Here is a 25,694-nt window from a genome sequence, read left to right on the forward strand (position 1 = left end):
AGTTCACATCGGCGGCGCGGTTTGGCACCTCGATGTCGGCCCATCGCATCCTGGGGCTGGAGCAGGTCCCAAGGGTTCGGCTGTTCGCCGATTAAAGCGGTACGCGAGCTGGGTTTAAAACGTCGTGAGACAGTTTGGTCCCTATCTGCCGTGGGCGCAGGATACTTGAGTGGAGCTGACCATAGTACGAGAGGACCTGGTTGGACGCACCCCTAGTGAGCCGGTTGTCACGCCAGTGGCATAGCCGGGTAGCTATGTGCGGAACGGATAACCGCTGAAAGCATCTAAGCGGGAAGCCGGCCACAAGACGAGGTATCCCGGGCGCAAGCCCCTAAAGACCCCTTGTAGACCACGAGGTTGATAGGCCGGGTGTGGAAATGCTGCAAGGCATGGAGCTAACCGGTACTAATAGGTCGTGAGGCTTGGCCATATCTCTAAGGCAACCATCGAGCTGCCTTCGAGTGTGGCGAGCCGCTCGCTTCGAGCGAACATGTTCGCTCGAGCAAAATGAATGACTCGTCGCATCGAAGGAAGTGTCGGTCATGTGCAGGATTCGGCTTGCGAGCCGAATCTGCCAACGACGCTAGCAAGCGTTCTAGGAAGATTCAGACGACGCGGATGGTTCCGCGCCGTCGTAAGGCCCGCACCGCTGTTCGAACAGCTCGCGCATCGCGCGGCTGCAGCGGAGCCACAGTTTCCGGTGGTGATTTCGAAGAGGCCACACCCGATCCCATCCCGAACTCGGAAGTTAAGCTCTTCGGAGCCGATGGTACTGCACGGGTAGCCGTGTGGGAGAGTAGGACGCCGCCGGGATTTTTCCCAAAGCCCGAGAGACCGCGCCCAGCGCGACTCTCGGGCTTTCGCATTTTGTCTCTCGAGCCAACCCAAATGCACTCGGCTCGCCGACGCTTACGGCTCACACCGCAGAATCTGCGCCCAGCCAGGCGCGCGAACCGGCGTCCCACGCGCGACGAAACCCGCGTCCACACGCGACGGAGCCCCACGCGCGACGGAGCCCCACGCGCGACGGAGCCCGCGTCCCTACACGCGACGTCCCACGTCGCGGCGCCCAGCCCGCGTCCCACGTGCGACGTCTCACGCGCCTTCTCGCGCAGGTGAACGGCTCTGCGCGGAGCGAAGCGCTGTGAGCGCGGGTTTTCTATACTCGCCGGCGATGCGGACGATCTCGGGCTGGGCGCTGATGACGGTGGTGATGATCGCGGGCTGCGACGAGAAGAAGACATCGACGTCGCCGTCGGCGGCGCCGGTTCCCGCTCCCGCTCCGGCGCCGGCGGGTTCTGGAGCCGCGGCTCCGACGTCGACTGCGTCGGCGGGCTCGAGGTTGCCGAAGTTCGACCCGCAACAGACGCTGCTGTTCGCGCCCATTCCCGCGGGGGTGGAGACGCCCGTGCTGGACGATGCGACCAAGCTCGGTATGGCGATGTTCACCGACGCGCGCATCTCCGGCGACGGCAAGACCTCGTGCGTGAGCTGCCACTCGTTCACGAAGGCGGGACAGGACGGAGCCGCGACCGCCGGCGCGTCGGGGGCGGACGGTGGGACGGACGGCGGAGCTGCCGCCCGGAACACCCCCACCGTGTGGAACGCTGGCGGTTCCTTCGCACAAGGGTGGGACGCGCGCTGGAGCACGATCGAGGAGCTCGTCGTTCCGCACGTCGTCGAGATGACCGGCGGCGACGAGAAGAAGATCGTCGCCGCGGCCGGCGCGGCGTACGGGGCCGCGTTCGCCAAGTCCTTTCCGGACGAGAAGCCCGCCGTCACGGCGGACACCGTTGGCCGCGCGCTGGGCGGGTACACGAAGAAGCTCTTCGCGCGAGCGCGGTGGGACCGGTACCTCGGCGGCGACAAGAGCGCGCTCTCGGAGGCCGAGCTCACGGGCTTCGCCATGTTCGTCGAGGCGGGATGCACCTCCTGCCATCAAGGAAAATACGTCGGCGCGACGCAGACCCAGAAGCTCGGCATCGCGAAGCCCTGGCCCGGACCGATCGGGAGCGAGCCCGGGCGCTTCGCCGTGACGAAGCAAGAGAGCGATCGCGGCATGTTCAAGGTGCCGTCGCTCCGCAACGTCACGCGCACCGGACCGTGGCTGCACGACGGCTCCGCCACCTCCCTCGAAGAGCTCACCAAGCTGATGGCGCGCCACCAGGTCGGCCGCGAGCTCGACGACGCCCAGGCTGCGGCGATCGTCACGTTCCTCGCCACCCTCGAAGGCAATCCGCCCAAAGAGCTGCTCCCCAAAGGCGTCACGCTCCCCACTCCGAGCAGCAGCGCGAGCAACGCTCCCGCCCCCTCCGCCTCCGCCGCCCCACCTCCGTGACCACCGCGCCGCCGCGGATCGCGAGAGGGGTGGATAGGGCGGGGAGCTCGAGGGGGAGCGCCCCTCGAACACAAAAAGAGACTATTGTCGCCTGCATGAAACGGCTGACCATCGGCGCTGACGCGTGTCTCGAGACCCTCGCTCTCCTCATCGCGGTGGCGTGGGCCGACGGGCGGCTCGACGAGCACGAGAAGGACGGCGTTCGCGGGGCGGCGAGCGTCTTCAACCTGTCCAAGGAGCTTCGCGCGCGGCTCGACTCGCTGCTCGAGAAGCCGCTCCCCGTCGAGGAGCTCCTCGTCGAAGGGCTGAGCGCGCGCGACAAGGCGTTCGCGTACGTCGCGGCGTCGTGGCTGAGCGGCGTCGACGACGACGTCGATGCGAAGGAGGAGCTGCTGCTCGCGAAGGCCGCCGCGCTCCTCGGCATCAGCGACGCACGGCGCGCGGAGCTCGACCGGATCGCGCGGGACCTCGAGCCGCTCCGCAAGGACAAGAAATCCTGGGCGAACGAGGTCGTCGCGCTCTTCAAGGCGATCCCCGCGCGCCTCGAAGGCGACACCGGCGAGAACTTCGACGTCCTGTTCGAGTAGTCCCCGAAGAGCGCAGAGAGCGCATGCGGCCTCTCGGTGCTCGGCGCCGCGAGGCGTGTCGCAGGATGAGGGCGCGGAAAATCGAGGGGCGCGGAAATCGAGGGCGCGGAAAATCAACGCCGCCGATGATCGGTCCCGCTCGCTCGCGCGTTACCATCGGGCCCGATGATGCGCGCGCCGCCTCGACCGCCCGAGCCTGGGCTTGCGCAGGCGACGGCCGCGCCACGGCCGCGCCGGAAGCGGTGGCGACCGTCGCGTGCGCTCATCCTCGGCGGCGGCGTGCTCGCGCTCCTTGTCGTCGTCGCGGCCGTCGCGTTCGGGCCGGTCGTTCGCGGACGCGTCGCGCGAGAAGCCGCGCGGCGGCACCTCGAGGTCGAGGTCGGAGCGGTCCGCCCCGGGTTCTTCGCCGTCACCCTCCGCGACGTCCGCGTGAAGCCGGAGGGCGTGGCCGGGCTCGAGGCGCACCTCGATCGCGTGCACGTCGATCTCACCGCGGGGGACATCGACGTCGACGGCGGCACGATCGCGATCGACGGCGAGCCCGAGGACCTCGCCGACCGCATGAAGGCCTGGCGCGCGCGGAGCGGCGGCGACACGAAGGCGGCGGAGGCGAGCCGCGGATCGAAGAAGCCCGTTCGCCTCGACAACCTCGCGCTCGCGTGGAAGCTGCCGAGCGGCGGCGAGGTGACCGGCAGCGGGATCCGCGTCACGCGCGACGAGAGCGGCGCGCTCACCGCCGCATGCGGCAAGTGCACCGCGCGCCGCGACCACCTCGCGCTCGAAGCGACCGCGGCCGACGTGGAGATGGGCGCCGATGGCTCCTTCAAGAGCGCACGGGCGCAGGCGATCGCCGTCGTCTACGACCCGCCGCGCGCCGCCACCCCCGCCGCCCCGGCGACCGGGACCTCCGAGCCCGCACCTCCGCCGCTGCCCGCCATCGCGACGAAGCGCGGCGCAAAAGGGTCCGCTGCCACGGCCGCGCCGGCGCCGCCCGAAGGTCCGGTGCTGCCGCTCCCCGACCTCCACGCCCTGCGATCGCGCATCGCCACCGGCGCCGCGCTCGTCGCGCCGCGCCTCCCCGACGGCGGCAAGATCGAGATCGACGGCCTCTCCGCGAAGGTCGACATCGGCGGCGAGCCGGTCGCCTTCGGACCCGCTCCGTTCACGCTGTCGCGCGCCGGCGATCGCGTCCACGTCGCGTTCTCGTCCTCGTCGGGCGAGAGCGAGCCCGGCGCCAAGGGCACGACGCCGCTCTCCATCGACGCCGAGATCCCGCTCGCCGGCGGCGACGTCGACGCGCGTCTCGCGGGCGGCCCCGTCTCGCTCGCGTTGCTCGGCGTCAAGGAAGGGACGAAGGGGCTCACCGACGTCACGCGCGGCACGGTCTCGGGCAAGGGGCGCGTCGTCCTCGCGTCCGGCGGCGAGGCGCTCACCTTCGACGGGCAGGTCGCGCTCCGCTCCATCTCGCTGAAGCAGCCCAAGATCGCCCCCGAGCCGATGCGCGGGATCGATCTCGCCGTCTCCGCGCGCGGCGTCCTCGACGACAAGGGGAAGCTCCGCCTCGACGACGCCCAGGTCGACATGGGCGCGCTCCACGCGAAGGCGCACGGCACGATCGAGGAGACGCCCGACCACTTCGCGGTGTCGCTCAACCTCGACGTCGCCCCCGCCGCGTGCCAGTCGCTGCTCGACAGCGCGCCGCAAGGCCTCCTCCCCACCGTGCGGGCGGCGCGGATGGTCGGCGTGTTCGGCGCGAACGTGAGCCTCGCCTTCGACACGCGCACGATCGACAAGCTCGTCCTCGACTACCGCATCGACGATCAGTGTAAAATGCATGAAGTTCCGCGCGAGCTGTCGCGCGACCACTTCACCGGGACGTTCACCTATCGGACCTACCACCCCGACGGCAGCCTCGGCGAGACCGCGACCGGGCCCGGCAGTGCGTCGTGGACCGCGCTCGACGACATCAGCCCGTTCATGATCTCCGCCGTCCTCACGACCGAGGACGCGGGCTTCTACCGGCATCACGGCTTCAACCACGCCGCGATCCGCTCGAGCGTGGCGGCGAACCTCAAGGCGCGGCGCTTCGTCCGCGGCGCGAGCACGATCTCGATGCAGCTCGCGAAGAACCTGTTCCTCGCGCGCGACAAGGCGCTCTCCCGCAAGATCGAGGAGGTGATCCTCACCGACTATCTCGAGCAGATCTTCCGCAAGGACGACCTCCTCGAGCTGTACCTCAACGTCGTCGAGTTCGGTCCCGACGTGTACGGCGTCACGCAGGCAGCCGAGCACTACTTCGGCCGCAAGCCCGAGGAGCTCAACGTCCTCGAGTGCTACTTCCTCGCGTCGCTCCTTCCATCGCCGATCCGCTACGGCAAGATGTGGGAGAAGGGCGAGGTCTCCGAGACGTGGACGCGCCACCTCCACGCGCTCATGGCGATCGGCGCGAAGAACGGCAAGATCAGCCACGCCGAGCTCGACGAGGGGCTCAAGCAAGCGATCGTCTTCGTGAAGCCCGGCGATCCGCGCCCCGAGCCGCGCAAGCCCGTCAACACCACGCGCCGCGATCCCTACGAGGACAACGACGCCGCGTGGCGCCCACTCGAGTAGCGCGCGTTGGCTTCCGGAGCCGCGTCCGCGCTGGACTCTGGAGTGCCGCGGCTCCGTAGGCCGCGCTCGCGCTGGGCCACGCGCTATTTCTTTCCGAGGGCGCGTAGCGACGCGAAGAAGCTGCGCAGTCGCTCGGCGCACTCGTCGGCGAGCACGCCCGGCGTCATCTCGAAGCGGTGGTTGAGCCGCGCGTCCTGGCCGATCGTGAAGAGCGTGCGGCACGCGCCGCCCTTCGGATCGTCGCAACCCCAGACCACGCGCGCGACGCGCGCATGCACGAGCGCTCCCGCGCACATCGCGCACGGCTCGAGCGTCACGTAGAGCGTCGCGCCCTCGAGCCGCCACGACCTCTTCGCCTGCGCCGCCGCCCGCACCGCGATCATCTCCGCGTGCGCGGTGGGATCCTGATCGCGCTCGCGCAGGTTGAACCCCTCGCCGAGCCGAGCCCCGTCCGCATCGACGACGATCGCACCAACCGGCACCTCCCCCATCGCCGCTGCCCGCTCCGCGAGCCCGATCGCCTCCCGCATCCACTCCACATCCCTCACGCCCCCAACCTACCGCGCAAAGAAGCCCCCCGCCGCCGGAGCCCCAGACACGGCCGCGAAAAATGGGCCCGCGCCAGGGGCCCCAGAAGCGGCCGCACCAGCGGTCGCGAAGCGACCCTCGCGCAACGCGCGAGGGCCGTGTCTGGGGTGGGGGTGTCGGGGGCGAAGCCCCTGACCCTGACAAGCGCGCCCAGGAAGATTCGAACTTCCGACACCTGGTTCCGTAGACCAGTGCTCTATCCAGCTGAGCTATGGGCGCCGAGCCCGCCTTCGCGAGCTCCAAGGAGCGCGCACCTTACTTCCCCCGACGACGGTGTCAACGGTGTTCCGCGAATGCCGCGGAACCTGTGGAGAAATGGGGAGCGGCGGAAGAGTCGTGCCAACTACGCAAAGAGTGCGATCCAGGCTGGCCACGCTGACTGCGCTGACAGGACCCGGCGGCACCGAGTGGCAGGCCCCAGACAGGAAATGCCCAAATTTGCCTAAAATACGTGCGTGGCACGACCAATGCACTATTCCCTCCCATCGCCGCCACGGACCTCTCGCTTTCTCTTCTCTTACTTTCGGTCCTGGGCGGTTCTTCTACTTGGCTTCGAGCTTCTGCCACTCGAAAGACACGGCGCGAGGTGCTGGGCTGCTCGTCGCGTCGCGCGATCCTCGATCTCCCTTCGAGAATCGCTCCGTCCGAGAAGAGGCCATGACCCTCGAGCGTGTGAGCGCACGAGGGCCCTGGTCCGCCTTTCTTCCTTCGCGCCGTTCTTGACGAGCTTCCCCGCTTCTTTATCTTCCGTCGGCTAGTTCCGAGCCTTTCCGTGGCGCTTCTCCTCCGGGAGTGGCGCCACGTCGCTTTTGTGGTCCAGAGGAACGCCAGGCTCGCTTCGGCAGCGCCCCGACATAGACTCCATCCGATGACGCGTAGCTCGCGGCCGTTGTTCCCGCTCCTCCTCGGCCTCGTCCTCGCGACCTCGAGCGCGCTCGCCGGTGAGCCTGAGCCGCCGCGACCCCAAGCCCCCGCACCCGCGCCGAGCGCTCCGCCGTGGCTCGGCGTCTCGATGGACAACGGCAGTGACACCGGCGTCAGGGTGGAGCATGTAATCCGCTCGTCGCCCGCCGACCGCGGCGGTGTGCGCGCGGGCGACCGCATCGTCGCGATCGACGGCGCGCGCGTGACCAAGCCGGGCGAGATCACCCGCACCGTTCAGTCGCACAAGGTCGGCGAGACCGTGAAGCTCGACCTCGAACGAACCGGCAACGCCATCCAGGCCAACGTCCAGCTCGGGTCGCGTCCGTCGACCGACCAGATGATGAAGATGGACCTCGTCGGCGCCCCCGCTCCCGCGTGGTCGAAGGTGACGCCGCTCGGCGCCGCGCCCGCGTCGCTCGGCGCGCTCAAAGGCAAGGTCGTCCTCGTCGACTTCTGGGCGACGTGGTGCGGCCCCTGCAAAATGATCGCGCCGCGCCTCTCCGCGCTGAAGGATCGCCTCGGGGTGCAGGGGCTCTCCGTCGTCGGCATCACGACCGATCCCGCCGCGCCCGCGACCGCGTTCGCGGAGAAGTACCAGATGCGCTACCCGATCGTCGTCGACGGCGACGGCGAGACGAGCAAGGCGTACGGCGTCAACGCGCTCCCCACGCTCGTCCTCGTCGACAAGCAAGGCGTCGTGCGCGACGTCTTCATCGGCTTCGATCCGAGCGGCGAGCAAGAGCTCGAAAAATCGATCAAGAAGCTCCTCGCCGAGCAGGGCCCCACGCCCGCCGTCCCCGCCCCGTCGGTGCCACGCCCCGAAGGTCGCTGAGCGATCAGATCCCGTCGCTCGGAGGAGCGACGAGCTCGATCTTCCCCTGCAGCCGTTTGCTGATGCCGACGTTGTTCTTCGCGTCGACGATGACGGCGCCGACGCCGTCGAGCGACTCGACGAGCTTCATGCCCTTCTCGGGGCCGAGGATGAACACCGCGTCGTCGATCTCGTCGGCGAGGAGCGCGCTCGGTGCCCAGATCGTCACGCTCCGGCACGCCGTCGCCGGCTGGCCGGTCCGCGGATCGATGATGTGGTGGTAGCGCTTCCCCTCGTGGATGTACGCGCGCTCGTAGTCGCCCGCGGTGCTGAACGCGCGATCGCTCAGCGACAGCCGCGCGAAGAACGAGCCTTCCTTGCCGCGCGGATCGCGGATGCCGGCCTGCCACTCGGAGCCGTCCGGCTTCTTGCCGCGCGCGTAGAGGTCTCCGCCCGCCTGGACGAAGAACGACTCGAGCCCCGCCTGCAGGAGGACCTTCACCGCCATGTCGACGGCGTAGCCCTTCGCGATGCCGCCGAGGCCGATCTGCGTCTCCTTCTTCGTGAGCATCACCGTCTTCGCCTGCGGATCGAGGACGATGTTCCGGAACCCGACGAAGGGGAGGCGCGCCTTCACCTCGCTCTCGAGCGGCGGCTTCGCGACGAGGTCCTCGTCGAACTTCCACAGACCGTGGAGCGTGTGGAACGTGATGTCGAAGGTGCCCTCCGAGATCTCGCTCGTGCGCACCGACTCCTTGATCACGGTGAACGTCTCGTCGCCGACCTTCACCGGCGCCTTGCCCGCCGCGGCGTTGATGCGCGAGACCTCGCTGTCGCGCCACGTCGTCATCAGGTCCTCGACGCGCTTGATCTCCGTCAGCGCCGCCTCGAACGCGGTCCGCGCGCGCGTCGCGTCGACCTTCGGCGTCGTGAACGCGACGAAGGTGACGTGCGTGCCCATCGCCTTGCCCTCGCCCGTGACGCGCGAAGGCACGAACGGCGCCGGCTCGACCGCGCTCGCGAGGACGGACCTCGCCGGATCGGGCGCGGGCGCGACGGGCTGGGCGACCGGGATCGGGGGCGGCGCGACGCTCGAGCTCTCTCCCTCGCGGCAGCCCGCGAGCACGAGGAGGAGCGCCGTCAGGACCCGCGAACGCACCCGATCCTCATATCTCATTTGCGCCCCCGAGTGCGCGCTGGTACCGGCGCTGGCCCACAGATGTTGTCCCCCGACTTGGTCAAGGTCATCGACGAAACCATCGAACGCGAGCGCCCCGCGCTGACGAAGCTCGCGCACGACATCCACGCGAACCCCGAGCTCCGCTTCGAAGAGCACAAGGCGTCCGCGTGGATCGCGGAGCTCCTTCGTTCGCGCGGCGTCGAGGTCGAGCACGGCCTCGCCGGCATGTCGACCGCGCTCCGCGCGAAGAAGGGCGTGCCCGGCGGCGGCTGCATCGCGATCCTCGGTGAGTACGACGCGCTCCCAGACATCGGGCACGCGTGCGGCCACAACCTCATCGCCGCGAGCGCGGTCGGCGCGTTCCTCGCCGCGGCCGCGGTCGCGGAGCAGGTCAAGGGCGAGGTCGTGTTCCTCGGCACGCCGGCGGAGGAGGGCGGCGGCGGCAAGATCAAGATGATCGACGAAGGCGTGTTCGAGGGCATCGACGCCGCGATGATGTTCCACCCCTTCGACCGCGATCTGCTCGCCCACCCCGCGCTCGCGAGCATGTGGATCCAGATGACGTTCCGCGGCGCGCCCGCGCACGCGGCGGCGGCCCCGCACGACGGCAAGAGCGCGCTCCAGGCGTGCATGGACACGTTCCGCCTCATCGACGGCCAGCGCGTGCGCTTCAAGGACGGCGTGCGCGTCCACGGCTACATCACGAACGGCGGCCAGGCGGTGAACATCATCCCCGAGCTCGCCTCGTGCGAATTCAGCGTGCGCGCGCGCGACATCGTCGAGCTCGAGCGCGTGCGCGGCATCGTCGAGCGCTGCGCGCAGGCGGGCGCGCTCGCGAGCGACGCGCAGGTCGACCTCGTCACGCGCATCGGCTACCGCGACATGCGGAACAACATGCTCCTCGCGCGCGCCTTCGGCGGTCACCTCGACGCGCTCGGCCGCCCCGCGCGCGAGAGCGACGACCGCGTCGGCGCGGGCAGCACGGACATGGGCAACGTCTCGCACGTCGTCCCGTCGATCCACCCGTACCTCGCGATCGTCGAGGAGAACGAGGCGCTCTGCCACCAGCACAAGTTCGCGCACGCCGCCGCGAGCGAGCGCGGGCTCGGCACCGCGATGGATGCGGCACGCGCGCTCGCGCGGACCGCGGTCGAGCTCCTCGTCGACCACGGTCTGCGATCCGCCGTGAAGAAAGAATGGGAAGCGGGCCGCATTTGAGCGCGCGCGCGGACACGCTCCCACCAAAGAGTTAGCGCGAGCAGAGAGCGCGCTGGCGAGGCGCGATCGCTCCTCGCTAGCCTCAGCTCGTGGTGACAAAAAGCATCGTCCTCTCCTCGCTCCTTCTCCTCGGTGCATGCGCGTACGGTGTCGACGACGGATCGTCGGCGGGGGAAATTGCCTCGCGCGAGACAGAACCGCCCACCGCGAAGTCGTCGCCGCTCGAGGAGACGCCGACCCCAGGCGATCCCGCGCTCCGTCGCGACGACGTCGCGACGACGTTCGTTCCCCTCCTGACCTGGGGCTTCGAGTCGGCGAGCGCCGACTGCAACGGCTGGCCGCTCCTCGGCGCCGCGAGCTCCATCCGCGCGATCCCCTCGCGGACCGGCTACTACTCGTGCAAGGTCTGCGCGGACGGGAGCTCCTCGGACCTCGCGGTGGGCCGCGAGCTCGGGAAGGTCGAGAAGGGGGACTACACGCTCAGCGCGTTCGTCCGGTCGCGCGAGAACACCGCCGCGCCGAGCGAGGCGCTCGCCCGCGTCGAGGCGGTGGACGCGACGGGCCACGTCACCGTCGCCGTCGCCCCGACCATCCCGGTCCGCGGTCAGTGGGACCGCGTGACCGTCCGAATCGACCTCCCCGCGGACGCCGAGAGCGTGAAAATCGCGATCGGATCGCCGAACGTGCTGGCCCAGACCTGCCTCTTCGTCGACGACGTGACCTTCTCGCGTTCGCCGTAGCGTCGCGACCCAAGCCCGGCCGTGGGCGCGGGTTTCAGCTACAACATGATGGCCGTGACCACGCAGCCGCCGCGAGAGTCGAACCTTCCCGGAATGATCGAGACGGCGGACGACGGCGACCGCCCGTCGATCACCGAGGTGAACGGCACCGTCGCTCGCTTCGAGATGGCCTACAACCCGAACCCCGAGGAGCGGTTCGTGTTCGGTCCGCCGATCTGGCAGCGGCTGCCGTCGCTCCTCTTCCTCGGGTTCGCCGGCGTCGTCGCGACGGCCGCGATCATGGCGCACAACACGGCGGGCTCGTCGCTCCATCGTTTCATCGTCGTCGAAGGTCGGACGCCGCTCGTCTTCATCATCGTCTTCGCCGCGATCGCGACCTTCGTGCGCGCCGGCCTCCGCGGCGTCATCGTCACGAGCGAAGGCGTCGAGACGCGCACGCTGTCGATGGGCTTCCCGCGCGTGCGGCGCTACCGCTGGGCGCAGATCGACCGCGTGATCCTCCACAAGGAAGCCGAGTCCGTCGCGTTCGAGCTGTGGAACGGCGAGTACGAGCGCCTCCCGAAGGTCGCGCGCGCCGACGAGATGGTCAGCCTGCTCGAGCGCGTCGCGATCGGCCGCGGGCGCGAGGTGACGCGCCTCGATCGGAAGCGTTAACCGGAGTCGCCGCCTTCGCCGGCGGCGTGCTCGGGCAGCGGCATCGCGCGGGCGCGCTTGTACTCGCGCACGGCCGCGACCTCGCTCCGCGACGGGTTGATGACGAGGAGACCGTGGTCCGCGTCGAGGAGGGCGACGTCGCCGTCGGAGGCCCACTTGAAGAGGCCCTCGATGCCGACGACGGCGGGCACCTCGAGGAGGCGCAGGAGCGAGCGCGTGCGCGGGCCCGTCGCGCGGTCGGTGAGCGCGATGCCGACCGGGTGCGCGCGCGCGGAGACGAGCAGATCGAAGACGCTGAGGCCGTCGCCGACGAGGACCGCCTTGTTCGGGAGCTCCGCGCGTTTGTCCGCCTTCGAGAGCATCACGAGCGCGTCGCAGAGGTCCTCGATGTCGCGCGCGCGCTCCTCGAGGAACGCGTCGCGCGTGATCGACGCCGCGGTGCGGGTGACCTCGCGCGCGACGCGGTTCAGCGCCGGGCCGATGCCGTTGCCCTCCGCGACGAGCTCGTCGGCGCGCTCGCGGAAGCGCCCGTCGCCGAGGATGTCGACGTAGGTCGAGAGGAAGCCGGCGTCGTTGCCGAGCCTCATCGCGCGCGCGCGATCGGAGAGGGCGCGCATCGCCTTGTCCGCGACGTCGAAGGCGCCGCGGAGCAGCTTCCGCTCCTCGCGTACGTCGTGGCCTTCGCGCGACGACGTCGGCGCGAGCGACGCGGAGGGGCGCCGGAGCGCCGCGATCGCCCCGAGCGCGCGGCCGGTGAGGAACGGACGGCCGGTCAGCGTCACCTTGCGCGTGCCGCCGCCGGCCTTGCGCGGCGCGGGGCCGTGGCGATCGCGCTGCGACTCGATGAGCTCGGCGTGGCGGATGCCGGCCGCGATGACGGCGCCGATCATCGCGAGCAGCTCGATGTCGTGCGCGTCGAACTCGGAGGCCCCGTTCGTCCGCTGCACGACGAGCGCGCCGAGCGGGCCGGACTTCCCGCGGATCGGGACGGTGAGGAAGACGGGGAAGCGCTCCTCGCCGAGGTCGGCGAAATGCTTGTAAGATGCATGCTCCCCGGCGTTGTTGCTCGTGACGGGGCGGAGGTACTCGACCGCCTCGCCGGTCATGCCCTCGCCGATCGCGAGGCGCACCTGGCCGAGCGCCTGCGGCGCGAAGCCGACGTTTCCGCGCATGACGAGCTCGTTCCCGTCGCCCTCGAGGAGGTAGAGCGAGCAGACGTCGGCCTCGAAGATGGTCGCGATGCGCCGCGGCGCTTCGTCGAGGAGGGAGACGAGCGGCATCGGCTTGGCGGTGAACGTCACGAAGTCGAGGACGGCGTCGAGCCGCTTGTTCCCTCGGTCGTGGACGGTCGCCCTGCTCCCAAGGGCGGGCCGGCGGGCATTCTTCGCTGCAGCCATCGCGCGTTACGTACTATACCGGACCTAGTTCCATGTCAGAGCTCGAGTTCCCCTCCGAGGCGTGGGTCCTTGCCTACAAGGACGCGATCAACGCGAACCCCGAGTACGCGAAGGCCGGCAAGGACTGGACGCACGGCGTCGTGGCGATGGTGGTGAAGGCCGAGCCCACGCTCGGCATCGAGCACGACCTCGCGATGTGGCTCGACGTCCACGAAGGAAAGTGCCGCGAGTGCAAGCTCATGCCGGCGTCGGAGGCCGAAGCGAAGGCGCCCTTCGTCGTCACCGCGAGCTACGCGCAGTGGAAGCAGGTCATCAAAAAGGAAATCGACCCGACGAAGGCGCTCATGCAGGGCAAGCTGAAGCTCTCCAAGGGCCACATGCCGACGATGGTCAAGTACGTCCATGCGTCGAAGCAGCTGGTCGAGTCGACGACCAAGGTTCCGACGAAGTTCCGGGGCGAATGATCGCTCCGCGCGCGACGGCTCTTGACGATGGAAGCGTCGGCAAGAGACAGTACGCGCATGGCAACCTCTGCCCCGCTCGTCCTCGTCGCTGACGACGAACCCTCGATGCTGGAGCTCGTCGCTCGTCACCTGCGGACGATGAGCGATCCGAAGCTCGAGGTCATCCAAGCGTCCGACGGCGAGGAGGCCTGGCGCCTCGCGCAGGAGCACCTCCCCGATCTCGTCGTCCTCGACGTCATGATGCCGGGGATGAGCGGCTGGGAGGTCTGCCGCAAGATCCGCGAGGACATCGCGCTCGCGCACACGGGCGTGGTCATGCTCACCGGCATCGGCGAGAACCTGAACCAGATGACGAGCCCGCTCTACGGCGCGGACGCGTACATCGACAAGCCGTTCGAGTTCGAGGACTTCGACGACAAGGTCCGCGACACGCTGAAGTCGCGCGAGAGCCAGCGCCTCGGCGTCGTGCGCCCGTCGATCAACGGCACCGCCGGCGCCGCGAAGCCCGCGCCGACCTCGAAGGGCAGCAAGGCTCTCGCGAAGGAGAAGCCCGCGAAGAAGGCGGCGGCGAAGAAGCCCGCCGCGAAGAAGCCGGCGCCCAAGAAGAAGCCGGCCGCGAAGAAGCCGGCGGTCAAGAAGGCCGCGACGAAGAAGCCGGCGGCGAAGAAGCCGGCGGCGAAGAAGAAGCCGGCGGCCGCCAAGAAGCCGGCCGCGAAGAAGAAGGCCGCCGCGAAGCCGGCGAAGAAGAAAGCCGCGAAGAAGCGCTGACGGTTCCGGTTAAGGTTCGGCTAGCGCGATTCACGAGCGAAGTAGGAACGTCTTAGCGTCACGCGATCGCGGCGCATGGCACCTTGTGCCCATGACGACTCGATTGATACTTCGTGCCGCCGGGACCGGCCACGTTGACTCCGTGCGCACCACGGGCGAAGAGTCCCGCTCGATGAGGAGGCTCGTCGCGATCATCGCTCTCGCCGGAGCCGCCGCGCTGGCGGGGTCGGGCTGCAAGAAGTCCGAGGCGGCGACGCGAGAGAGCCAGGAGCTCTTCGCGGCCACGTGCTCGCGGTGCCACGGCGCGGACGGCGCCGGCGGGCTCCCGCTCTGGGAGGCCGGGCCTTCGCCGCAGGACTTCCGCGATCACGCGTTCCAGCGGGCGCGGACGGACGAGCAGCTGAAGCAGACGATCAAGAACGGGAAGGGGACCGGGATGCCGGCCTTCGGCGCGCTGCTGACGGACGAGCAGGTCGCGATGCTCGTGGTTCAGGTCCGCAGCTTCGATACGGAGGGACGACGATGAAGATCGGTTGGAAGAAGGGCCTCAAGATCGCGGGCGGCGTCATCGTCGGTGTCCCGCTGCTCCTGATCGTCGCCGCCCTCGTGAAGTTCTACGGGCTCTCGCCGAAGTCGCGACCCGCGCCGGTGATGACCGCGCCGACCAACGCCGAGGCGATCGAGCGTGGTCGCTACCTCGTGCATCACGTCGCTGCGTGCATCGGGTGCCACTCGAACATCCGCGAGGACGTCCCCGGCGAGCCGCCGGTCGAAGGGAAGCTCGGCGCCGGCCGTGACTTCGGCGAGGTGCCGGGCTCGCCCGTCCACATCAAGGCGTCGAACATCACGCCCGACAAGGAGAATGGCCTCGGCGGCTGGACCGACGGCGAGATCGCGCGCGCGATCCGCGAAGGCGTGAGCAAGGACGGCCGCGGGCTCTTCCCGCAGATGCCGTACATGACCTACCGCGAGACGCTCTCGGACGGCGAGGTGCTCGACATCATCGCGTACCTGAAGACGCTGAAGCCGCTCCCCGACAAGACGCAGCGCACCGAGGTCGGGTTCCCGGTCTCGATGTTCATCCGCGGCGTCCCCACGCCGCTCGAGACGCCGCCGCCGCCCGCGCCGTCGCCGTCCGACAAGATGGCGCGCGGCAAGTGGCTCCTCAAGGTCGCGTCGTGCCACGACTGCCACGACTCGGTCGACGGCAAGATGGCGAAGATCCCGGGCAAGGAGTTCGGCGGCGGCTTCAAGTTCGAGCTGCCGGGAGGGAAGGGCACCGTCTACGCGCCGAACATCTCGAGCGATCAGGCGAGCGGCATCGGCTCGTACTCGAACGAGGACATCAAGCGCGCGCTCACCGAGGGCAAGGGCAAGAGCGGGAAGAACCTCTACGTGATGCCGTGGAGCTACTACAAAGGCATGACGAACGAGGACATGGACGCGCTCGTCGCCGCGCTCCGCGAGGAGCCCGCCGTCGTGAACATCGTGCCGCCTTCGACCGTGAAATAAGGGCGGGGCAGCACTTTCCGTACACGGATATTTCGTGTACGAAAGAATGTATGCCCAGCCCGTTCCGCGAAGAGCACGACCACTTCCGCAAGACCGTCCGCCAGTACGCCGAGAAGGAGCTCGCGCCCTTCGCCGACGAGTGGGAAAAAGCGGAGATCTTCCCGAACGAGGTCTTCAAGCGCGCGGGGGAGCTCGGCGTCTTCTCCGCGCACTACCCGGAGGAGCACGGCGGCGCAGGCGGCGACTACTGGTTCTCCGTCGCGAAGGCGGAGGAGCTCTGTCGCTGCCAGTCGGCGGGCGTGTCGATGGGGCTCCTCGTCCAGGGCGACATGGCCACGCCGGTCATCAGCGACCTCGGGACGAAGGAGCAGATCGAGGAGTTTCTCACCCCCGCGATCCGCGGCGAGAAGATCGCGTCGCTCGGCGTGACGGAGCCGAACGCGGGCAGCGACGTCGCCGGCATCCAGACGACCGCGAAGAAGGACGGCGACGACTACGTCATCAACGGGTCGAAGACGTACATCACGAACGGCTGCCGCGCGGACTTCGTCACGCTCCTCGCGAAGACGAACCCAGAGGCGGGCGCGCACGGCTGCAGCTTCTTCCTCGTGCCGACGAAGACGAAGGGATTCAGCGTCTCGAAGAAGCTGAAGAAGATCGGCAACCACGCGAGCGACACCGCCGAGCTCGCGTTCGAGGACATGCGCGTCCCGAAGCGCTACCTCCTCGGCGAAGAGAACCAGGGCTTCATGTACCTGATGCAGAACTTCCAGACCGAGCGCCTCATCGCGTGCATCAGCAGCAACGCGGGCGCAGAGCTCGTCATCGACGAGGCGATCGCGTACGGGCGCGACCGCAAGGCGTTCGGCAAGCCGATCATCAAGCGCGAGTACTGGCAGCACAAGTTCGTCGACCTCCAGGCGAAGCTCGAGGCGGCGAAGGCGCTCGCGTACCGCGCGGCCGATCAATACAACGACGAGCGCTACGTCCAGAAGCAGCCGATCAGCTTCGACACCGTGAAGATGATCAGCCTCGCGAAGATCTTCTGCGCGGAGATCGGCACCGAGATCATGGACCAGTGCCTCCAGTTCCACGGCGGCGCGGGCTACATGGAGGAGTACAAGATCGGCCGCGCGTGGCGCGATCAACGCCTCGTCCGCATCGGCGGCGGCACGACGGAGACGATGCGCTACTACGTGGCGAAGCTGATGGGTCTGTGAGACGCCGCTGAGAGGCGCGTCGAGCCGGCGCGGCCTCATCGGGAAATGTGCGTCTGATGCCTCGATGGCTCGGGGGAAAGAAGGGGAAGCGTGCGGCGCTGTCGCACCTTCCCCTTCCGATTTCCATCGTCGCTGGCCGAAATGGCGACAGGCTCCGGACATCACGTGAGGTCTGCACACCGAAGTTGCTGTAGGCCTCGTTTCCTCATCCCGCGCCGATCACCGACACGCGACCGTTACGCGCATGTTCGAGCGCATCTTCGGTCTTGGGTTCGTCGTCGTCATGGTCGCGGGCTGCGCGGTCGATGCCACGCAGGAGCAAGAGGAGCCGATGGGCGAGACCTCGCAGGAGATCGTGGGCGGTCAGCTCGCGAGCGCCTACGAGGAGGCGGCGCTCGTGAACGGGCAGGGCTTCATCTGCTCGGGCGCCATCATCGCGCCGCGCGTCGCGCTCACGGCCGGGCACTGCGTGAAGGGCTCGAGCTTCACGGTGAAGACGCCGTACGCGCAGAACCAGAGCGCGCGCGGCCGCCGCGTCTGGACCGACTACGTGAACATGGCGTCGACGGTGAACCCGAACACGCTCGACGTCGGCGTCATCATCCTCGACACGCCGATCCATCTCTCGAAGTACCCGAAGCTCTCGAGCGCGGCCGTCGCGGACGGCACGAAGGTGATCAACGTCGGCCGGATCAAGGACGGCGTCACCTCGAACACGAACCTCTACTTCGGCCGCGAGGACGCGGTGCGCGACGCCGCGCCGAGCTTCCGCTTCGCCTACCGCGGCTCGCCGATCGTGCAGTCCGGCGACTCCGGCGGCCCCGCCTACGCGGGCACCGGCGCGAACCGCACGATCGTCGCCGTGAACTCGGGCGTGAGCCCGTCGTTCCAGGTCCTCGCCCGCGTCGACCTCGCCTACGAGAAGATCCAGGACCTGATCGCCCAGAACCCCTAACCGGTCGAAGCGAGCACGCGGCAGAAAAACGTTCTGACGTTTTTCTGCATCGTGCGAGCGGGGTGCAGGGGCGCAGCCCCTGCGTTGAGAAGCGAGCGGGGTGCAGGGGCGCAGCCCCTGCGTTGAGAATCAGGTCGCGCGCGGGTTGCAGAGCAGGAGGCGCGTGACCTGCGTGCCGTTGGGGCGCGTCACGCGGTAGCGGACGCCGCCGAGGAGCTCGATCGTGAGCGAGAGCGTCTCGTCGCTCTTCGTGCGCGAGAGCACGAGCTTGCCGCCGGCTTCGGGGCAGCCGCCGCGGCCGATGCCGCAGCGCCGGTAGCCGTCGAGTGTGCGCTCGAAGGAGCGGCCGCCGATCGACGTCTCCGCGCTGCCGTCGCGCGTGATGCACTTGCTCGACGCGTCGTAGCTCGTGACGAAATTCGCGGCGTGCGCGATGTCCTTGCCCTTCGCCGTCGTCCCGGTCCAGCTGCCGGTCCGCTTCTTCGTGATGACGCTGCCGGCGCGGGTGTACTCGATGATCCGCGTGCCGCTCACGCTCGCGCCGTTCACGGTGAAGCTCGCGGCCTCGTGTGTGATCGTGAGCTTGCCCGCCGCGCGGACGTAGGTGCTGGTGACGGTGCCGTCGAGCTTGGCGAGCCCGAACGGACCGGTGCAGCCCGTGAAGACGTGCGTGATCGCGTTGCCGCTCCGCGTCGACACGAGGCAGCCCGCCGGCTCGAAGAACCTGCCCGCGTTGGTGCGGACCTTCTCGCCGAGCTCCTCGTCGCTCGCGGCGGCGGCCGGATCGCCGGGATCGCCGGGGTCCGCTGCCGTGCTGCCGCTGAGCGGCTCGTCGAGGGCGGCCTCGAGGTCCGCGTCCGTCTCCGCCGCTTCGGCGTCGTCCGCGACGAGCGCCGCTTCGCCGGTCCCGAGCTCCTCGGTCGGATCGTTCGTGTCGTCGTTGTCGTCGTCGGCGGCGTCGTTGCAGCCGGCGACGGAGATGGCGAGGACGGTGGCGGAGACGAGCGCGAGGTCGAGGAGCTTCATGCCGAGGAGCTCAGCACCGCGCGTGCCGGCGTTGGGCCGCCGTGATTCTGTGGACTTGGCGCGAAAAAGAGAGGACGTCGCGCCGACCCCTGAACGCGCAGCCGTTCAGGCAGCGTAGGCTGGGGTCGATGCGCGTGTCTCGGTGGTGGCTCGTCTCTCTCCCACTCTCGGCGTGCGCGAGCTTCGGGACAGCGCCGGACGGAGGCTCGCCTGTGGACGGCGGTACGTCGCTCGCGACGTGCGACGCGGGGCTTCGCTGCTTCGACTTCGAGCCTCCGCACGACACGTCGCCGTTCGGCTTCGACGAAGCGCTCGGCTCCGAGGGCGAGATCACCGTCGTCCCAGGTCCGTCGTCGGCCAACGCGTTGCGCCTCTACGCGACGACGGGGAGCTCGGAGCGCGGGCTCCTCCTCGCCGTCGGTACGATCCCGGCGCAGCTCGTCATCGACTTCAAGCTCCACCTCGTGCAGACGCCGGGCGACGACGCGGAGACGAAGGACGCCATCCTCGCCCGTCTCGGCTGCGCCGACGAGGGGATCCTCCTCAAGGTGAAGAAGAAGATGGGAGTGCAGCTCCAGGTGAGCGGCCTCACCGACATCGCTCGGTTCCCAGCGGGGTGGCAGGACGTGACGTTGACCTGGCGTCTGGAGTCGGGCGCGGTGACGTTCGCGTTCGGGACGTCGACCATCGCCGTGAACGTGGGCGCTGGAGCGTGCGCCGGAGAGCCGGTCCGCTTCTCGCTCGGGTGGCTCTCGCACGGGGCCGAGCAGGTCGGCACCTTCGAGGCGCTGGTCGACGACGTCCGCGTCCGCGTCGAGTGACACGCGCGCTCAGGCCGCGCGCAGCTTGTCGCTCTGGCTCATGTGGAAGAAGCGGCGGAGCTCGGCGCGCAGCTGCTCGAAGCGGCGCGGCGCGACGAGCTCGCGCTCGAGGCGACCGGTGAAGCGGTGCGCGCGCTCGTTCGCGATGCGGTACCGCTCGCCGAGGGCGGTGCCGCGCTCGTGCGTGAAGGCGACGCGCTCGTAGAGGCGCGCGCGGAGGCGGCGGCTCGACGCGGCGTCGAACCCGTCGAGCGACGACGCGAGGACGACGTACTTGTCGACCTCCGCCTGGAGCTCGAGCTCGAGCTGCGTCGTCGCGCGGTCCTGCGCGGCGCGGTCGGCGAGGTAGACGAAGTGGCTGACGCCCTCGATGATCTGGCAGACCGGATCGAGCTCGCCGGCCTCGAGGCGCGGGAGGCGAAGGCACAGCTCGAGCGCGCCTTCGTGCTCGCGGACGAGGAGGCTCTCGCGCTCGCCTTCGCCCGCCTCCGCGACGTAGTCGTCGACGTTGGCGGAGCGATCGAGGCGATAGAGGTTCTCGAGGCCGCGCTGGATCCGGCTCGCGAGCGCGATCTCGCGGACGAGCCCCGCGCCGTTGCCCTCGAGCGCGCGGCTCCCGAGCGACTCCGACTTCGGATCGACGGCGCGGCTCCCGAGCGACTTCGACTCCGGACCGACGGCGCCGCTCCCGCGCGACTCCGGATCGACGGCGCCGCTCCCGCGCGACTTCGGATCGATCACGAGAGGATGCCGCCGCGCGTGCCGCCGGCGGTCACCAGCATTCCGTGCGACGTGAGCGCCTCGGCGAGCGAGTCGCTCCGCGTCTTGAGCCAGCGCTCGTAGAGCTTCACGAGCCCCTTCGAGGTCGCGACGCCGCGCGCGATCGTCGCGTTCGCGACCTCGCCGATGACCTCGACGAAGCGCGCGAAGTGCTCCGCGAGCTCCTTGAAGATGTCGATCGAGCGGCTCGAGCATCCGCTCACCGGACCGTCCTGCGGCTCGGGCGCACGGCTCATGATGAGCGAGCCCGCGCTCTCGTACGCGGTGCGGCCGATGCCGATGATGTACTTCGTGTCGACGCCGCGCGCCTCGAAGTGATCGGCGAAGAAGCCGGAGGAGTAGAGGACGCCGTCGCCGAGCACGCGGAGCCGCTCGAAGCGCTCGCCGAGCTCCGCCGTGTGGAGCGCCTCGTTCAGGAGGAGGGTCAGCGGCTGCTCGAGCGTGCGCTCGACCGGACTGCCTGGCTTCGCGAGATCGGAGAGGAGCCCGACGACGTACGAGCGTGCGCCGTCCGACGCGGTCACACCACGCGATCGCATCGCGTCCTCGACGGCCCCTGCGAAGAAATCCGAGACGGAAACAGCCGCAACAATCGACATCCTTGTTGTCCTCCGACCTCATCCACAACGGCCTGAGCTGCTCGACCTTCAGGGGAGAGCAGGTTCAGGGCCGCATTCTTTTGGTCTACGAGAGGCGGACCCAGATGGCAATTTCCCGAATATGTCCGGAAGGTTACGACTGAGACCGGAAGCAGCACTCCAAGCGCGAGAGTGCCAAGCCTGTGTCGTCCTGCCTCAGCCGCGGCCAATTGGCGGGGATTGCTCGCGAATCGGGCGTCGCAGAAAGATCGCCTTCGTCGCTTGACGGTGTAGGCAGCGCGATTAGATTGCGCGGCGCCCGTTAGCACTCACTCCGAGCGAGTGCTAACAATCGGCCGCTGCTCAGCGCGGCGCCAGCCACACAAGGAGTGAGCTTTCATGAATATCCGTCCCCTGCAGGACCGCGTGATCCTCAAGCGTGTGAAGGAAGAGGAGAAGACCAAGGGCGGGATCATCATCCCCGACACCGCGAAGGAGAAGCCGATCGAGGGTGAGGTCGTTGCGGTCGGCAACGGCAAGCTGCTCGACGACGGCACGGTGAAGAAGCTCGACGTGAAGGTCGGCGACCGCGTGCTCTTCGGCAAGTACAGCGGCACCGAGGTGAAGCTCGATGGTGAGGAGCGCCTCATCGTCCGCGAGGAGGACATCCTCGCCGTCCTCGAGAAGTGATTGGCGCCTAGCGCCCCGAAAGAATTTTAGGAGTCAGCACATGGCAGCCAAAGAAATCGTCTACACCGAATCGGCTCGCAACCTCATTCTCTGCGGCGTCAACGCGCTCGCGGACGCGGTCAAGGTCACGCTCGGGCCCAAGGGCCGCAACGTCGTCATCGAGAAGAGCTTCGGCTCGCCGACGGTGACGAAGGACGGCGTCACGGTCGCGAAGGAGATCGAGCTCGAGAACCGCTTCGAGAACATGGGCGCGCAGATGGTCCGTGAGGTCGCGTCGAAGACGTCCGACGTCGCGGGCGACGGCACGACCACCGCGACGGTCCTCGCGCAGGCGATCTACCGCGAGGGCTCGAAGCTCGTCGCGGCGGGCCACAACCCGATGGAGATCAAGCGCGGCGTCGACAAGGCGGTCGAGACGCTCACCGAGTCGCTCAAGAAGATGGCGAAGCAGACCAAGGATCCGAAGGAGATCGCGCAGGTCGGCACCATCTCCGCGAACGGCGACAAGGAGATCGGCGAGAAGCTCGCGCAGGCGATGGAGAAGGTCGGCAAGGAAGGCGTCATCACCGTCGAAGAGAGCAAGACGGCCGAGACGGTCCTCGACGTCGTCGAGGGTATGCAGTTCGACCGCGGCTACCTCTCGCCCTACTTCGTGACCGATCCGGAGCGCATGGAGGCGGTCCTCGAGGACGCGTACCTCCTCATCTCCGAGAAGAAGATCTCGAACATGAAGGACCTCCTCCCGGTCCTCGAGGCGATCGCGCGTTCGCAGAAGCCGCTCCTCATCATCGCGGAGGACATCGAGGGTGAGGCGCTCGCCACGCTCGTCGTCAACAAGCTCCGCGGCACGCTCCACTGCGCCGCGGTCAAGGCCCCGGGCTTCGGCGATCGCCGCAAGGAGATGCTGAAGGACATCGCGACCCTCACCGGCGGTCAGGTCATCGCGGAGGAGCTCGGCCTCAAGCTCGAGAACGTGACGATCTCCGACCTCGGCCGCGCCAAGCGCGTCGCGCTCGACAAGGACAACACCACGATCGTCGACGGCGCGGGCGACAAGGAGAAGATCAAGGGCCGCATCGCGGAGATCCGCGGCCAGATCGAGAACACCACGTCCGACTACGATCGCGAGAAGCTCCAGGAGCGCCTCGCGAAGCTCGTCGGCGGCGTCGCGGTCATCAAGGTCGGCGCTGCGACCGAGACCGAGATGAAGGAGAAGAAGGCTCGCGTCGAGGACGCGCTCCACGCGACGCGCGCGGCGGTCGAGGAAGGCATCGTCCCCGGCGGCGGCGTCGCGCTCATCCGCGCGCAGTCCTCGCTCGACGCGCTCAAGCTCGACGAGGAGCAGCGCTTCGGCGTCTCGATCATCCGCCGCGCGATCGAGGAGCCCCTCCGCCAGATCGTCCAGAACGCGGGCCTCGAGGGCTCGATCGTCGTGAACAAGGTCAAGGAGGGCAAGGACGACTACGGCTACAACGCCGCGAGCGACCAGTACGGCAACCTCCTCGGCATGGGCGTCATCGACCCGGTCAAGGTGGTCCGCACGGCCCTCCAGAACGCAGCCTCGGTCGCGAGCCTGATGCTCACCACGGAGTGCCTCGTCGCCGAGCGCCCGAAGGAGGAGAAGGCGGCCGCCGGCGGCCACGACCACGGCCACGGCCACGGCCACGGCTTCTGATCGAGCGGCGCCCCGGCGCCGCGAGTGACGAAGCAGCACGAAGGCCTCTCGCGCTCCAGCGCGGGGGGCCTTCGTCCATGTGCGCCCAGCATGGGCGCGACGTTGCCGGTGCAAGTCCGGTCGAAAGGAGACCATCCCAATCGAAGCGAACGGCAACTGCGGGAGGGGGACCGACCGTTGGGAGGAAGCCGGTAGCGAAGCCGCGGGCCGATGAACAAGAACCCGATACGAGGCGACGCCGAGCAGGGCGAGCGGGCATGTGACCGCGAAGCTCCGAATGGTCGAGGCTCAGGCGACGTAAATCGGGCGGTCGCGCGGTGAAGGGTCGTGTTCTTACCTGGGGAGATTTCGCCTTGGGCCTGAAAGGGCTACGTGCAGCGCCGGCATCGACGGGATGACCGTGGAGGAGCTGCCAGACCACCTGCGCAAGCACTGGCCCGCCCTCCGTGAGCAACTCCGCCATGCTGTTCAACGTCGCCTTCCCTATCTGCTACTTCGACCAGCTCGGCATTCCGAGGTTGGCCGCGTAACCTCAACTCCCCGAACCGCCGGATGCGGACCCGCTTGTCCGGTGGTGTGGCAGGGGTCCCGAGGGATTTTCCTCGGGCCCCTATGCCGATTACGGTGCCGCGGGTCTCTGCTGCTCACGAACGAAGCTGCCGAGAGTCACTCGCCTACCGCCCAACTCATCGACGAGAGGAGCTCAACGGCCCCGTTGAAGCGCGACGGTGAAGGCGTGCGCGTGCTGCCGGCGCCACACGTCTCTCCGCCGATACATACCTATCGGCGTCTCCATTGAAGCGCCTCGACCGAAGCCATCACACACACGGAGACGGACTTCCTCTCCGCCGATACCTAACGGCGGCTCCATTTGAAGCGGCGCCGACCGCGTGTCTCGCGGCCTCGTCGCGATGGCTCTCCGCCGATACCAATCGGCGGCTCCATTGAAGTGCGGAGGCCCGCGCCAAGGGGTGGTTCGACCAACGAGGTTCTCTCCGCCGATACCAATCGGCGGCTCCATTGAAGTTCGTCGGGGAGCGGGGCGTACCGCGCGCTCATCTCGTCTCTCCGCCGATACCAATCGGCGGCTCCGTTGAAGCCACGCCGCGCGTGCGGAGGCCGTGCGTGCCGGGCGCCGCTCTCCACCGGCTCCATTGAAGCCTGTTCGGTGGACTCGGCGCCGGCACCCTCGGCTTCCTCTCCGCCGATACCGATCGGCGGCTCCGCTGGAGGGTGGTGCCGCGGAAATCAAGGTCACGATCGTCGAGGGCCCCTCCGCCGATGCCTTATCGGCGCCTCTACGTTCACGCGTATGCGGCGTGCTTCTGCCAACTTCGCCTATGGTCGGAAAACCAGCAGCGGCCGCAGCTCTTCGTTCGATGCGACGTCGTCGACGTCCTCGCCTCGATGGCTGATCTACGTGAGCAGGCGGAGCGCGGCGCGCACGGCGACGTCGAGCGGTTCCGACCACACGGTCGAGGGCAGTCGTGCGAGCGCGGTGCCGACGTCTCGGTCGCGGAACCCAAGGCGGACGAGCGCGAAGCGGACGACCTCGCGCGGCGCCCGGTCGTCGTGCGGCGCCGGCACGAACGCACCAATCGATCCGCGCCGGCGCGGATCAACCTCCTCATCGTCGCCTGGAGCATCCCCGCCCCCGACCGCCGACGTCGCGGAAGCGACGACGCTCGCGTCCGTCGCACTGGCGACGCCCGTATTCGCGACCACCGACGTCGCGGAAGCGACGACGCTCGCGTCCGTCGCACTGGCGACGCCCGTATTCGCGGCCGCCGAAGCGACGCTCGCGTCCACGTCGTGGGCAAGCGTGGTGATACCCGTATTCGCGGCCACCGGATCGCGCGCGACCGCCTGCGTTGCCGGGGGCGTCGACGTCGGATAGCGCAGCGACGTCGCTGCTGGCCGGTCGATCAGGTTCGGGTGCACGCTGGGGTCGGCGGGGGCGCGCGCGGCACGTGCTTCCTCGATCTTGCGCGCGACGTGCTCGACGCCGAAGGCTCGCTCTGCGGCGAGTCGATTGTGTGCGCGACAGAGGATACGGACGTTCTCGAGCGTGCCGGCGCCACCGAGCGCGCGCGGCTGGCGATGATCGACCTCGAGCCACTCTCGCGCCGGACAGCGCTCGCCGTCCGGGCTGACGAAA

General features: G+C 68.8%; 23 protein-coding genes, 1 tRNA gene and 2 rRNA genes (1 of these 26 cut by a window edge). 18 read left to right on the top strand and 8 right to left on the bottom strand.

Features of this window, described 5'->3' with window-relative positions; translation table 11 throughout:
- From KF837_24705 to KF837_24725, 5 genes are all read left to right on the top strand, one after another.
- A 23S ribosomal RNA gene (locus tag KF837_24705) occupies nucleotides 1–430 on the top strand (it extends 2,530 nt beyond the left edge of the window).
- 266 nt (nucleotides 431–696) lie between these two features.
- A 5S ribosomal RNA gene (rrf, locus tag KF837_24710) occupies nucleotides 697–813 on the top strand.
- A gap of 361 nt (nucleotides 814–1,174) precedes the next feature.
- Entirely contained in the window at nucleotides 1,175–2,338 is a 1,164-nt protein-coding gene (locus KF837_24715; GenBank protein ID MBX3230544.1) for a c-type cytochrome, read from the top strand.
- A 95-nt stretch (nucleotides 2,339–2,433) separates the two neighbouring features.
- Complete coding sequence (locus tag KF837_24720) at nucleotides 2,434–2,925, top strand: DUF533 domain-containing protein (GenBank protein MBX3230545.1); 492 nt, start codon at nucleotides 2,434–2,436, stop codon at nucleotides 2,923–2,925.
- A 279-nt stretch (nucleotides 2,926–3,204) separates the two neighbouring features.
- Nucleotides 3,205–5,535 (top strand): transglycosylase domain-containing protein, encoded by a 2,331-nt coding sequence (locus KF837_24725; GenBank protein MBX3230546.1) that lies wholly within the window; start codon nucleotides 3,205–3,207, stop codon nucleotides 5,533–5,535.
- A gap of 83 nt (nucleotides 5,536–5,618) precedes the next feature.
- Here KF837_24725 and tadA read toward each other — a convergent pair whose 3' ends face one another.
- Nucleotides 5,619–6,065 (bottom strand): tRNA adenosine(34) deaminase TadA, encoded by a 447-nt coding sequence (tadA, locus tag KF837_24730; GenBank protein ID MBX3230547.1) that lies wholly within the window; start codon nucleotides 6,063–6,065, stop codon nucleotides 5,619–5,621.
- 203 nt (nucleotides 6,066–6,268) lie between these two features.
- Nucleotides 6,269–6,342: transfer RNA gene (locus KF837_24735), tRNA-Arg, on the bottom strand.
- Nucleotides 6,343–6,991: 649 nt separating this feature from the next.
- Between KF837_24735 and KF837_24740 the strand changes: the two genes are divergently transcribed.
- On the top strand, nucleotides 6,992–7,879 hold the full coding sequence (locus tag KF837_24740) for a redoxin family protein (protein ID MBX3230548.1): 888 nt from the start codon (nucleotides 6,992–6,994) through the stop codon (nucleotides 7,877–7,879).
- A gap of 4 nt (nucleotides 7,880–7,883) precedes the next feature.
- On the opposite strand, the gene KF837_24745 is transcribed toward KF837_24740, so the two are convergent.
- On the bottom strand, nucleotides 7,884–9,017 hold the full coding sequence (locus KF837_24745) for an FAD:protein FMN transferase (GenBank protein MBX3230549.1): 1,134 nt from the start codon (nucleotides 9,015–9,017) through the stop codon (nucleotides 7,884–7,886).
- Nucleotides 9,018–9,077: 60 nt separating this feature from the next.
- On the opposite strand from KF837_24745, the gene KF837_24750 reads away from it, so the two are divergent.
- The 3 genes from KF837_24750 (at nucleotide 9,078) to KF837_24760 (ending at nucleotide 11,650) form a co-directional block, all read left to right on the top strand.
- Nucleotides 9,078–10,256 (top strand): M20 family metallopeptidase, encoded by a 1,179-nt coding sequence (locus KF837_24750; GenBank protein ID MBX3230550.1) that lies wholly within the window; start codon nucleotides 9,078–9,080, stop codon nucleotides 10,254–10,256.
- 89 nt (nucleotides 10,257–10,345) lie between these two features.
- The gene (locus KF837_24755; protein ID MBX3230551.1) at nucleotides 10,346–10,996 is read left to right on the top strand and encodes a hypothetical protein; all 651 of its coding nucleotides are present in this window, start codon (nucleotides 10,346–10,348) and stop codon (nucleotides 10,994–10,996) included.
- A gap of 93 nt (nucleotides 10,997–11,089) precedes the next feature.
- Nucleotides 11,090–11,650 carry a hypothetical protein gene (locus KF837_24760; protein ID MBX3230552.1) on the top strand — a complete coding sequence of 187 codons (561 nt, stop codon included), beginning with the start codon at nucleotides 11,090–11,092 and terminating at the stop codon, nucleotides 11,648–11,650.
- Here the strand turns inward: KF837_24760 and KF837_24765 are convergent.
- The gene (locus tag KF837_24765; protein MBX3230553.1) at nucleotides 11,647–13,047 is read right to left on the bottom strand and encodes a GAF domain-containing protein; all 1,401 of its coding nucleotides are present in this window, start codon (nucleotides 13,045–13,047) and stop codon (nucleotides 11,647–11,649) included. The two genes, KF837_24760 and KF837_24765, sit on opposite strands and share 4 nt — an antisense overlap.
- 32 nt (nucleotides 13,048–13,079) lie before the next feature.
- Between KF837_24765 and KF837_24770 the strand changes: the two genes are divergently transcribed.
- The 6 genes from KF837_24770 to KF837_24795 all read left to right on the top strand — a co-directional run bounded on the left by KF837_24770 (nucleotide 13,080) and on the right by KF837_24795 (nucleotide 17,966).
- The gene (locus KF837_24770) at nucleotides 13,080–13,511 is read left to right on the top strand and encodes an SCP2 sterol-binding domain-containing protein (protein ID MBX3230554.1); all 432 of its coding nucleotides are present in this window, start codon (nucleotides 13,080–13,082) and stop codon (nucleotides 13,509–13,511) included.
- A 57-nt stretch (nucleotides 13,512–13,568) separates the two neighbouring features.
- On the top strand, nucleotides 13,569–14,279 hold the full coding sequence (locus KF837_24775; protein MBX3230555.1) for a response regulator: 711 nt from the start codon (nucleotides 13,569–13,571) through the stop codon (nucleotides 14,277–14,279).
- 172 nt (nucleotides 14,280–14,451) lie between these two features.
- Nucleotides 14,452–14,805 carry a cytochrome c gene (locus tag KF837_24780; GenBank protein ID MBX3230556.1) on the top strand — a complete coding sequence of 118 codons (354 nt, stop codon included), beginning with the start codon at nucleotides 14,452–14,454 and terminating at the stop codon, nucleotides 14,803–14,805.
- The gene (locus KF837_24785) at nucleotides 14,802–15,791 is read left to right on the top strand and encodes a cytochrome c (protein ID MBX3230557.1); all 990 of its coding nucleotides are present in this window, start codon (nucleotides 14,802–14,804) and stop codon (nucleotides 15,789–15,791) included. Before KF837_24780 ends, KF837_24785 begins: the two co-directional genes overlap by 4 nt.
- A 50-nt stretch (nucleotides 15,792–15,841) precedes the next feature.
- On the top strand, nucleotides 15,842–17,011 hold the full coding sequence (locus KF837_24790) for an acyl-CoA dehydrogenase family protein (protein ID MBX3230558.1): 1,170 nt from the start codon (nucleotides 15,842–15,844) through the stop codon (nucleotides 17,009–17,011).
- Nucleotides 17,012–17,255: 244 nt separating this feature from the next.
- Nucleotides 17,256–17,966 (top strand): trypsin-like serine protease, encoded by a 711-nt coding sequence (locus KF837_24795; GenBank protein ID MBX3230559.1) that lies wholly within the window; start codon nucleotides 17,256–17,258, stop codon nucleotides 17,964–17,966.
- Nucleotides 17,967–18,095: 129 nt separating this feature from the next.
- On the opposite strand, the gene KF837_24800 is transcribed toward KF837_24795, so the two are convergent.
- Nucleotides 18,096–18,992 carry a hypothetical protein gene (locus tag KF837_24800; protein ID MBX3230560.1) on the bottom strand — a complete coding sequence of 299 codons (897 nt, stop codon included), beginning with the start codon at nucleotides 18,990–18,992 and terminating at the stop codon, nucleotides 18,096–18,098.
- 128 nt (nucleotides 18,993–19,120) lie between these two features.
- On the opposite strand from KF837_24800, the gene KF837_24805 reads away from it, so the two are divergent.
- On the top strand, nucleotides 19,121–19,813 hold the full coding sequence (locus KF837_24805; GenBank protein MBX3230561.1) for a hypothetical protein: 693 nt from the start codon (nucleotides 19,121–19,123) through the stop codon (nucleotides 19,811–19,813).
- Nucleotides 19,814–19,822: 9 nt separating this feature from the next.
- Here the strand turns inward: KF837_24805 and KF837_24810 are convergent, their stop codons facing one another.
- Both KF837_24810 and KF837_24815 read right to left on the bottom strand, forming a co-directional pair.
- Nucleotides 19,823–20,554 (bottom strand): hypothetical protein, encoded by a 732-nt coding sequence (locus tag KF837_24810; protein MBX3230562.1) that lies wholly within the window; start codon nucleotides 20,552–20,554, stop codon nucleotides 19,823–19,825.
- On the bottom strand, nucleotides 20,551–21,132 hold the full coding sequence (locus KF837_24815) for a hypothetical protein (protein ID MBX3230563.1): 582 nt from the start codon (nucleotides 21,130–21,132) through the stop codon (nucleotides 20,551–20,553). The genes KF837_24810 and KF837_24815 overlap by 4 nt, the downstream gene beginning before the upstream one ends.
- Before the next feature lie 438 nt (nucleotides 21,133–21,570).
- On the opposite strand from KF837_24815, the gene groES reads away from it, so the two are divergent.
- Nucleotides 21,571–21,861 (top strand): co-chaperone GroES, encoded by a 291-nt coding sequence (gene groES / locus KF837_24820; GenBank protein MBX3230564.1) that lies wholly within the window; start codon nucleotides 21,571–21,573, stop codon nucleotides 21,859–21,861.
- A gap of 40 nt (nucleotides 21,862–21,901) precedes the next feature.
- The gene (gene groL / locus KF837_24825) at nucleotides 21,902–23,536 is read left to right on the top strand and encodes a chaperonin GroEL (protein MBX3230565.1); all 1,635 of its coding nucleotides are present in this window, start codon (nucleotides 21,902–21,904) and stop codon (nucleotides 23,534–23,536) included.
- A 1,416-nt stretch (nucleotides 23,537–24,952) separates the two neighbouring features.
- Here the strand turns inward: groL and KF837_24830 are convergent.
- A partial coding sequence (locus tag KF837_24830; GenBank protein ID MBX3230566.1) for an HNH endonuclease occupies nucleotides 24,953–25,694 on the bottom strand: 742 nt, incomplete at its 5' end.

The organism is Labilithrix sp. (assembly GCA_019637155.1).
GTDB lineage: Bacteria > Myxococcota_A > Polyangia > Polyangiales > Polyangiaceae > Labilithrix.

What these genes read in the sequence shown, in the direction of transcription:
- KF837_24715 (MBX3230544.1), top strand. Translation starts at nt 1,175, where the DNA reads ATGCGGACGATCTCGGGCTGGGCGCTGATGACGGTGGTGATGATCGCG.
- KF837_24720 (MBX3230545.1), top strand. Translation starts at nt 2,434, where the DNA reads ATGAAACGGCTGACCATCGGCGCTGACGCGTGTCTCGAGACCCTCGCT.
- tadA (MBX3230547.1), bottom strand. Translation starts at nt 6,065, where the DNA reads ATGCGGGAGGCGATCGGGCTCGCGGAGCGGGCAGCGGCGATGGGGGAG.
- KF837_24740 (MBX3230548.1), top strand. Translation starts at nt 6,992, where the DNA reads ATGACGCGTAGCTCGCGGCCGTTGTTCCCGCTCCTCCTCGGCCTCGTC.
- KF837_24750 (MBX3230550.1), top strand. Translation starts at nt 9,078, where the DNA reads ATGTTGTCCCCCGACTTGGTCAAGGTCATCGACGAAACCATCGAACGC.
- KF837_24760 (MBX3230552.1), top strand. Translation starts at nt 11,090, where the DNA reads ATGATCGAGACGGCGGACGACGGCGACCGCCCGTCGATCACCGAGGTG.
- KF837_24765 (MBX3230553.1), bottom strand. Translation starts at nt 13,047, where the DNA reads ATGGCTGCAGCGAAGAATGCCCGCCGGCCCGCCCTTGGGAGCAGGGCG.
- KF837_24770 (MBX3230554.1), top strand. Translation starts at nt 13,080, where the DNA reads ATGTCAGAGCTCGAGTTCCCCTCCGAGGCGTGGGTCCTTGCCTACAAG.
- KF837_24775 (MBX3230555.1), top strand. Translation starts at nt 13,569, where the DNA reads ATGGCAACCTCTGCCCCGCTCGTCCTCGTCGCTGACGACGAACCCTCG.
- KF837_24780 (MBX3230556.1), top strand. Translation starts at nt 14,452, where the DNA reads ATGAGGAGGCTCGTCGCGATCATCGCTCTCGCCGGAGCCGCCGCGCTG.
- KF837_24785 (MBX3230557.1), top strand. Translation starts at nt 14,802, where the DNA reads ATGAAGATCGGTTGGAAGAAGGGCCTCAAGATCGCGGGCGGCGTCATC.
- KF837_24790 (MBX3230558.1), top strand. Translation starts at nt 15,842, where the DNA reads ATGCCCAGCCCGTTCCGCGAAGAGCACGACCACTTCCGCAAGACCGTC.
- KF837_24795 (MBX3230559.1), top strand. Translation starts at nt 17,256, where the DNA reads ATGTTCGAGCGCATCTTCGGTCTTGGGTTCGTCGTCGTCATGGTCGCG.
- KF837_24800 (MBX3230560.1), bottom strand. Translation starts at nt 18,992, where the DNA reads ATGAAGCTCCTCGACCTCGCGCTCGTCTCCGCCACCGTCCTCGCCATC.
- KF837_24805 (MBX3230561.1), top strand. Translation starts at nt 19,121, where the DNA reads ATGCGCGTGTCTCGGTGGTGGCTCGTCTCTCTCCCACTCTCGGCGTGC.
- KF837_24815 (MBX3230563.1), bottom strand. Translation starts at nt 21,132, where the DNA reads ATGCGATCGCGTGGTGTGACCGCGTCGGACGGCGCACGCTCGTACGTC.
- groES (MBX3230564.1), top strand. Translation starts at nt 21,571, where the DNA reads ATGAATATCCGTCCCCTGCAGGACCGCGTGATCCTCAAGCGTGTGAAG.
- groL (MBX3230565.1), top strand. Translation starts at nt 21,902, where the DNA reads ATGGCAGCCAAAGAAATCGTCTACACCGAATCGGCTCGCAACCTCATT.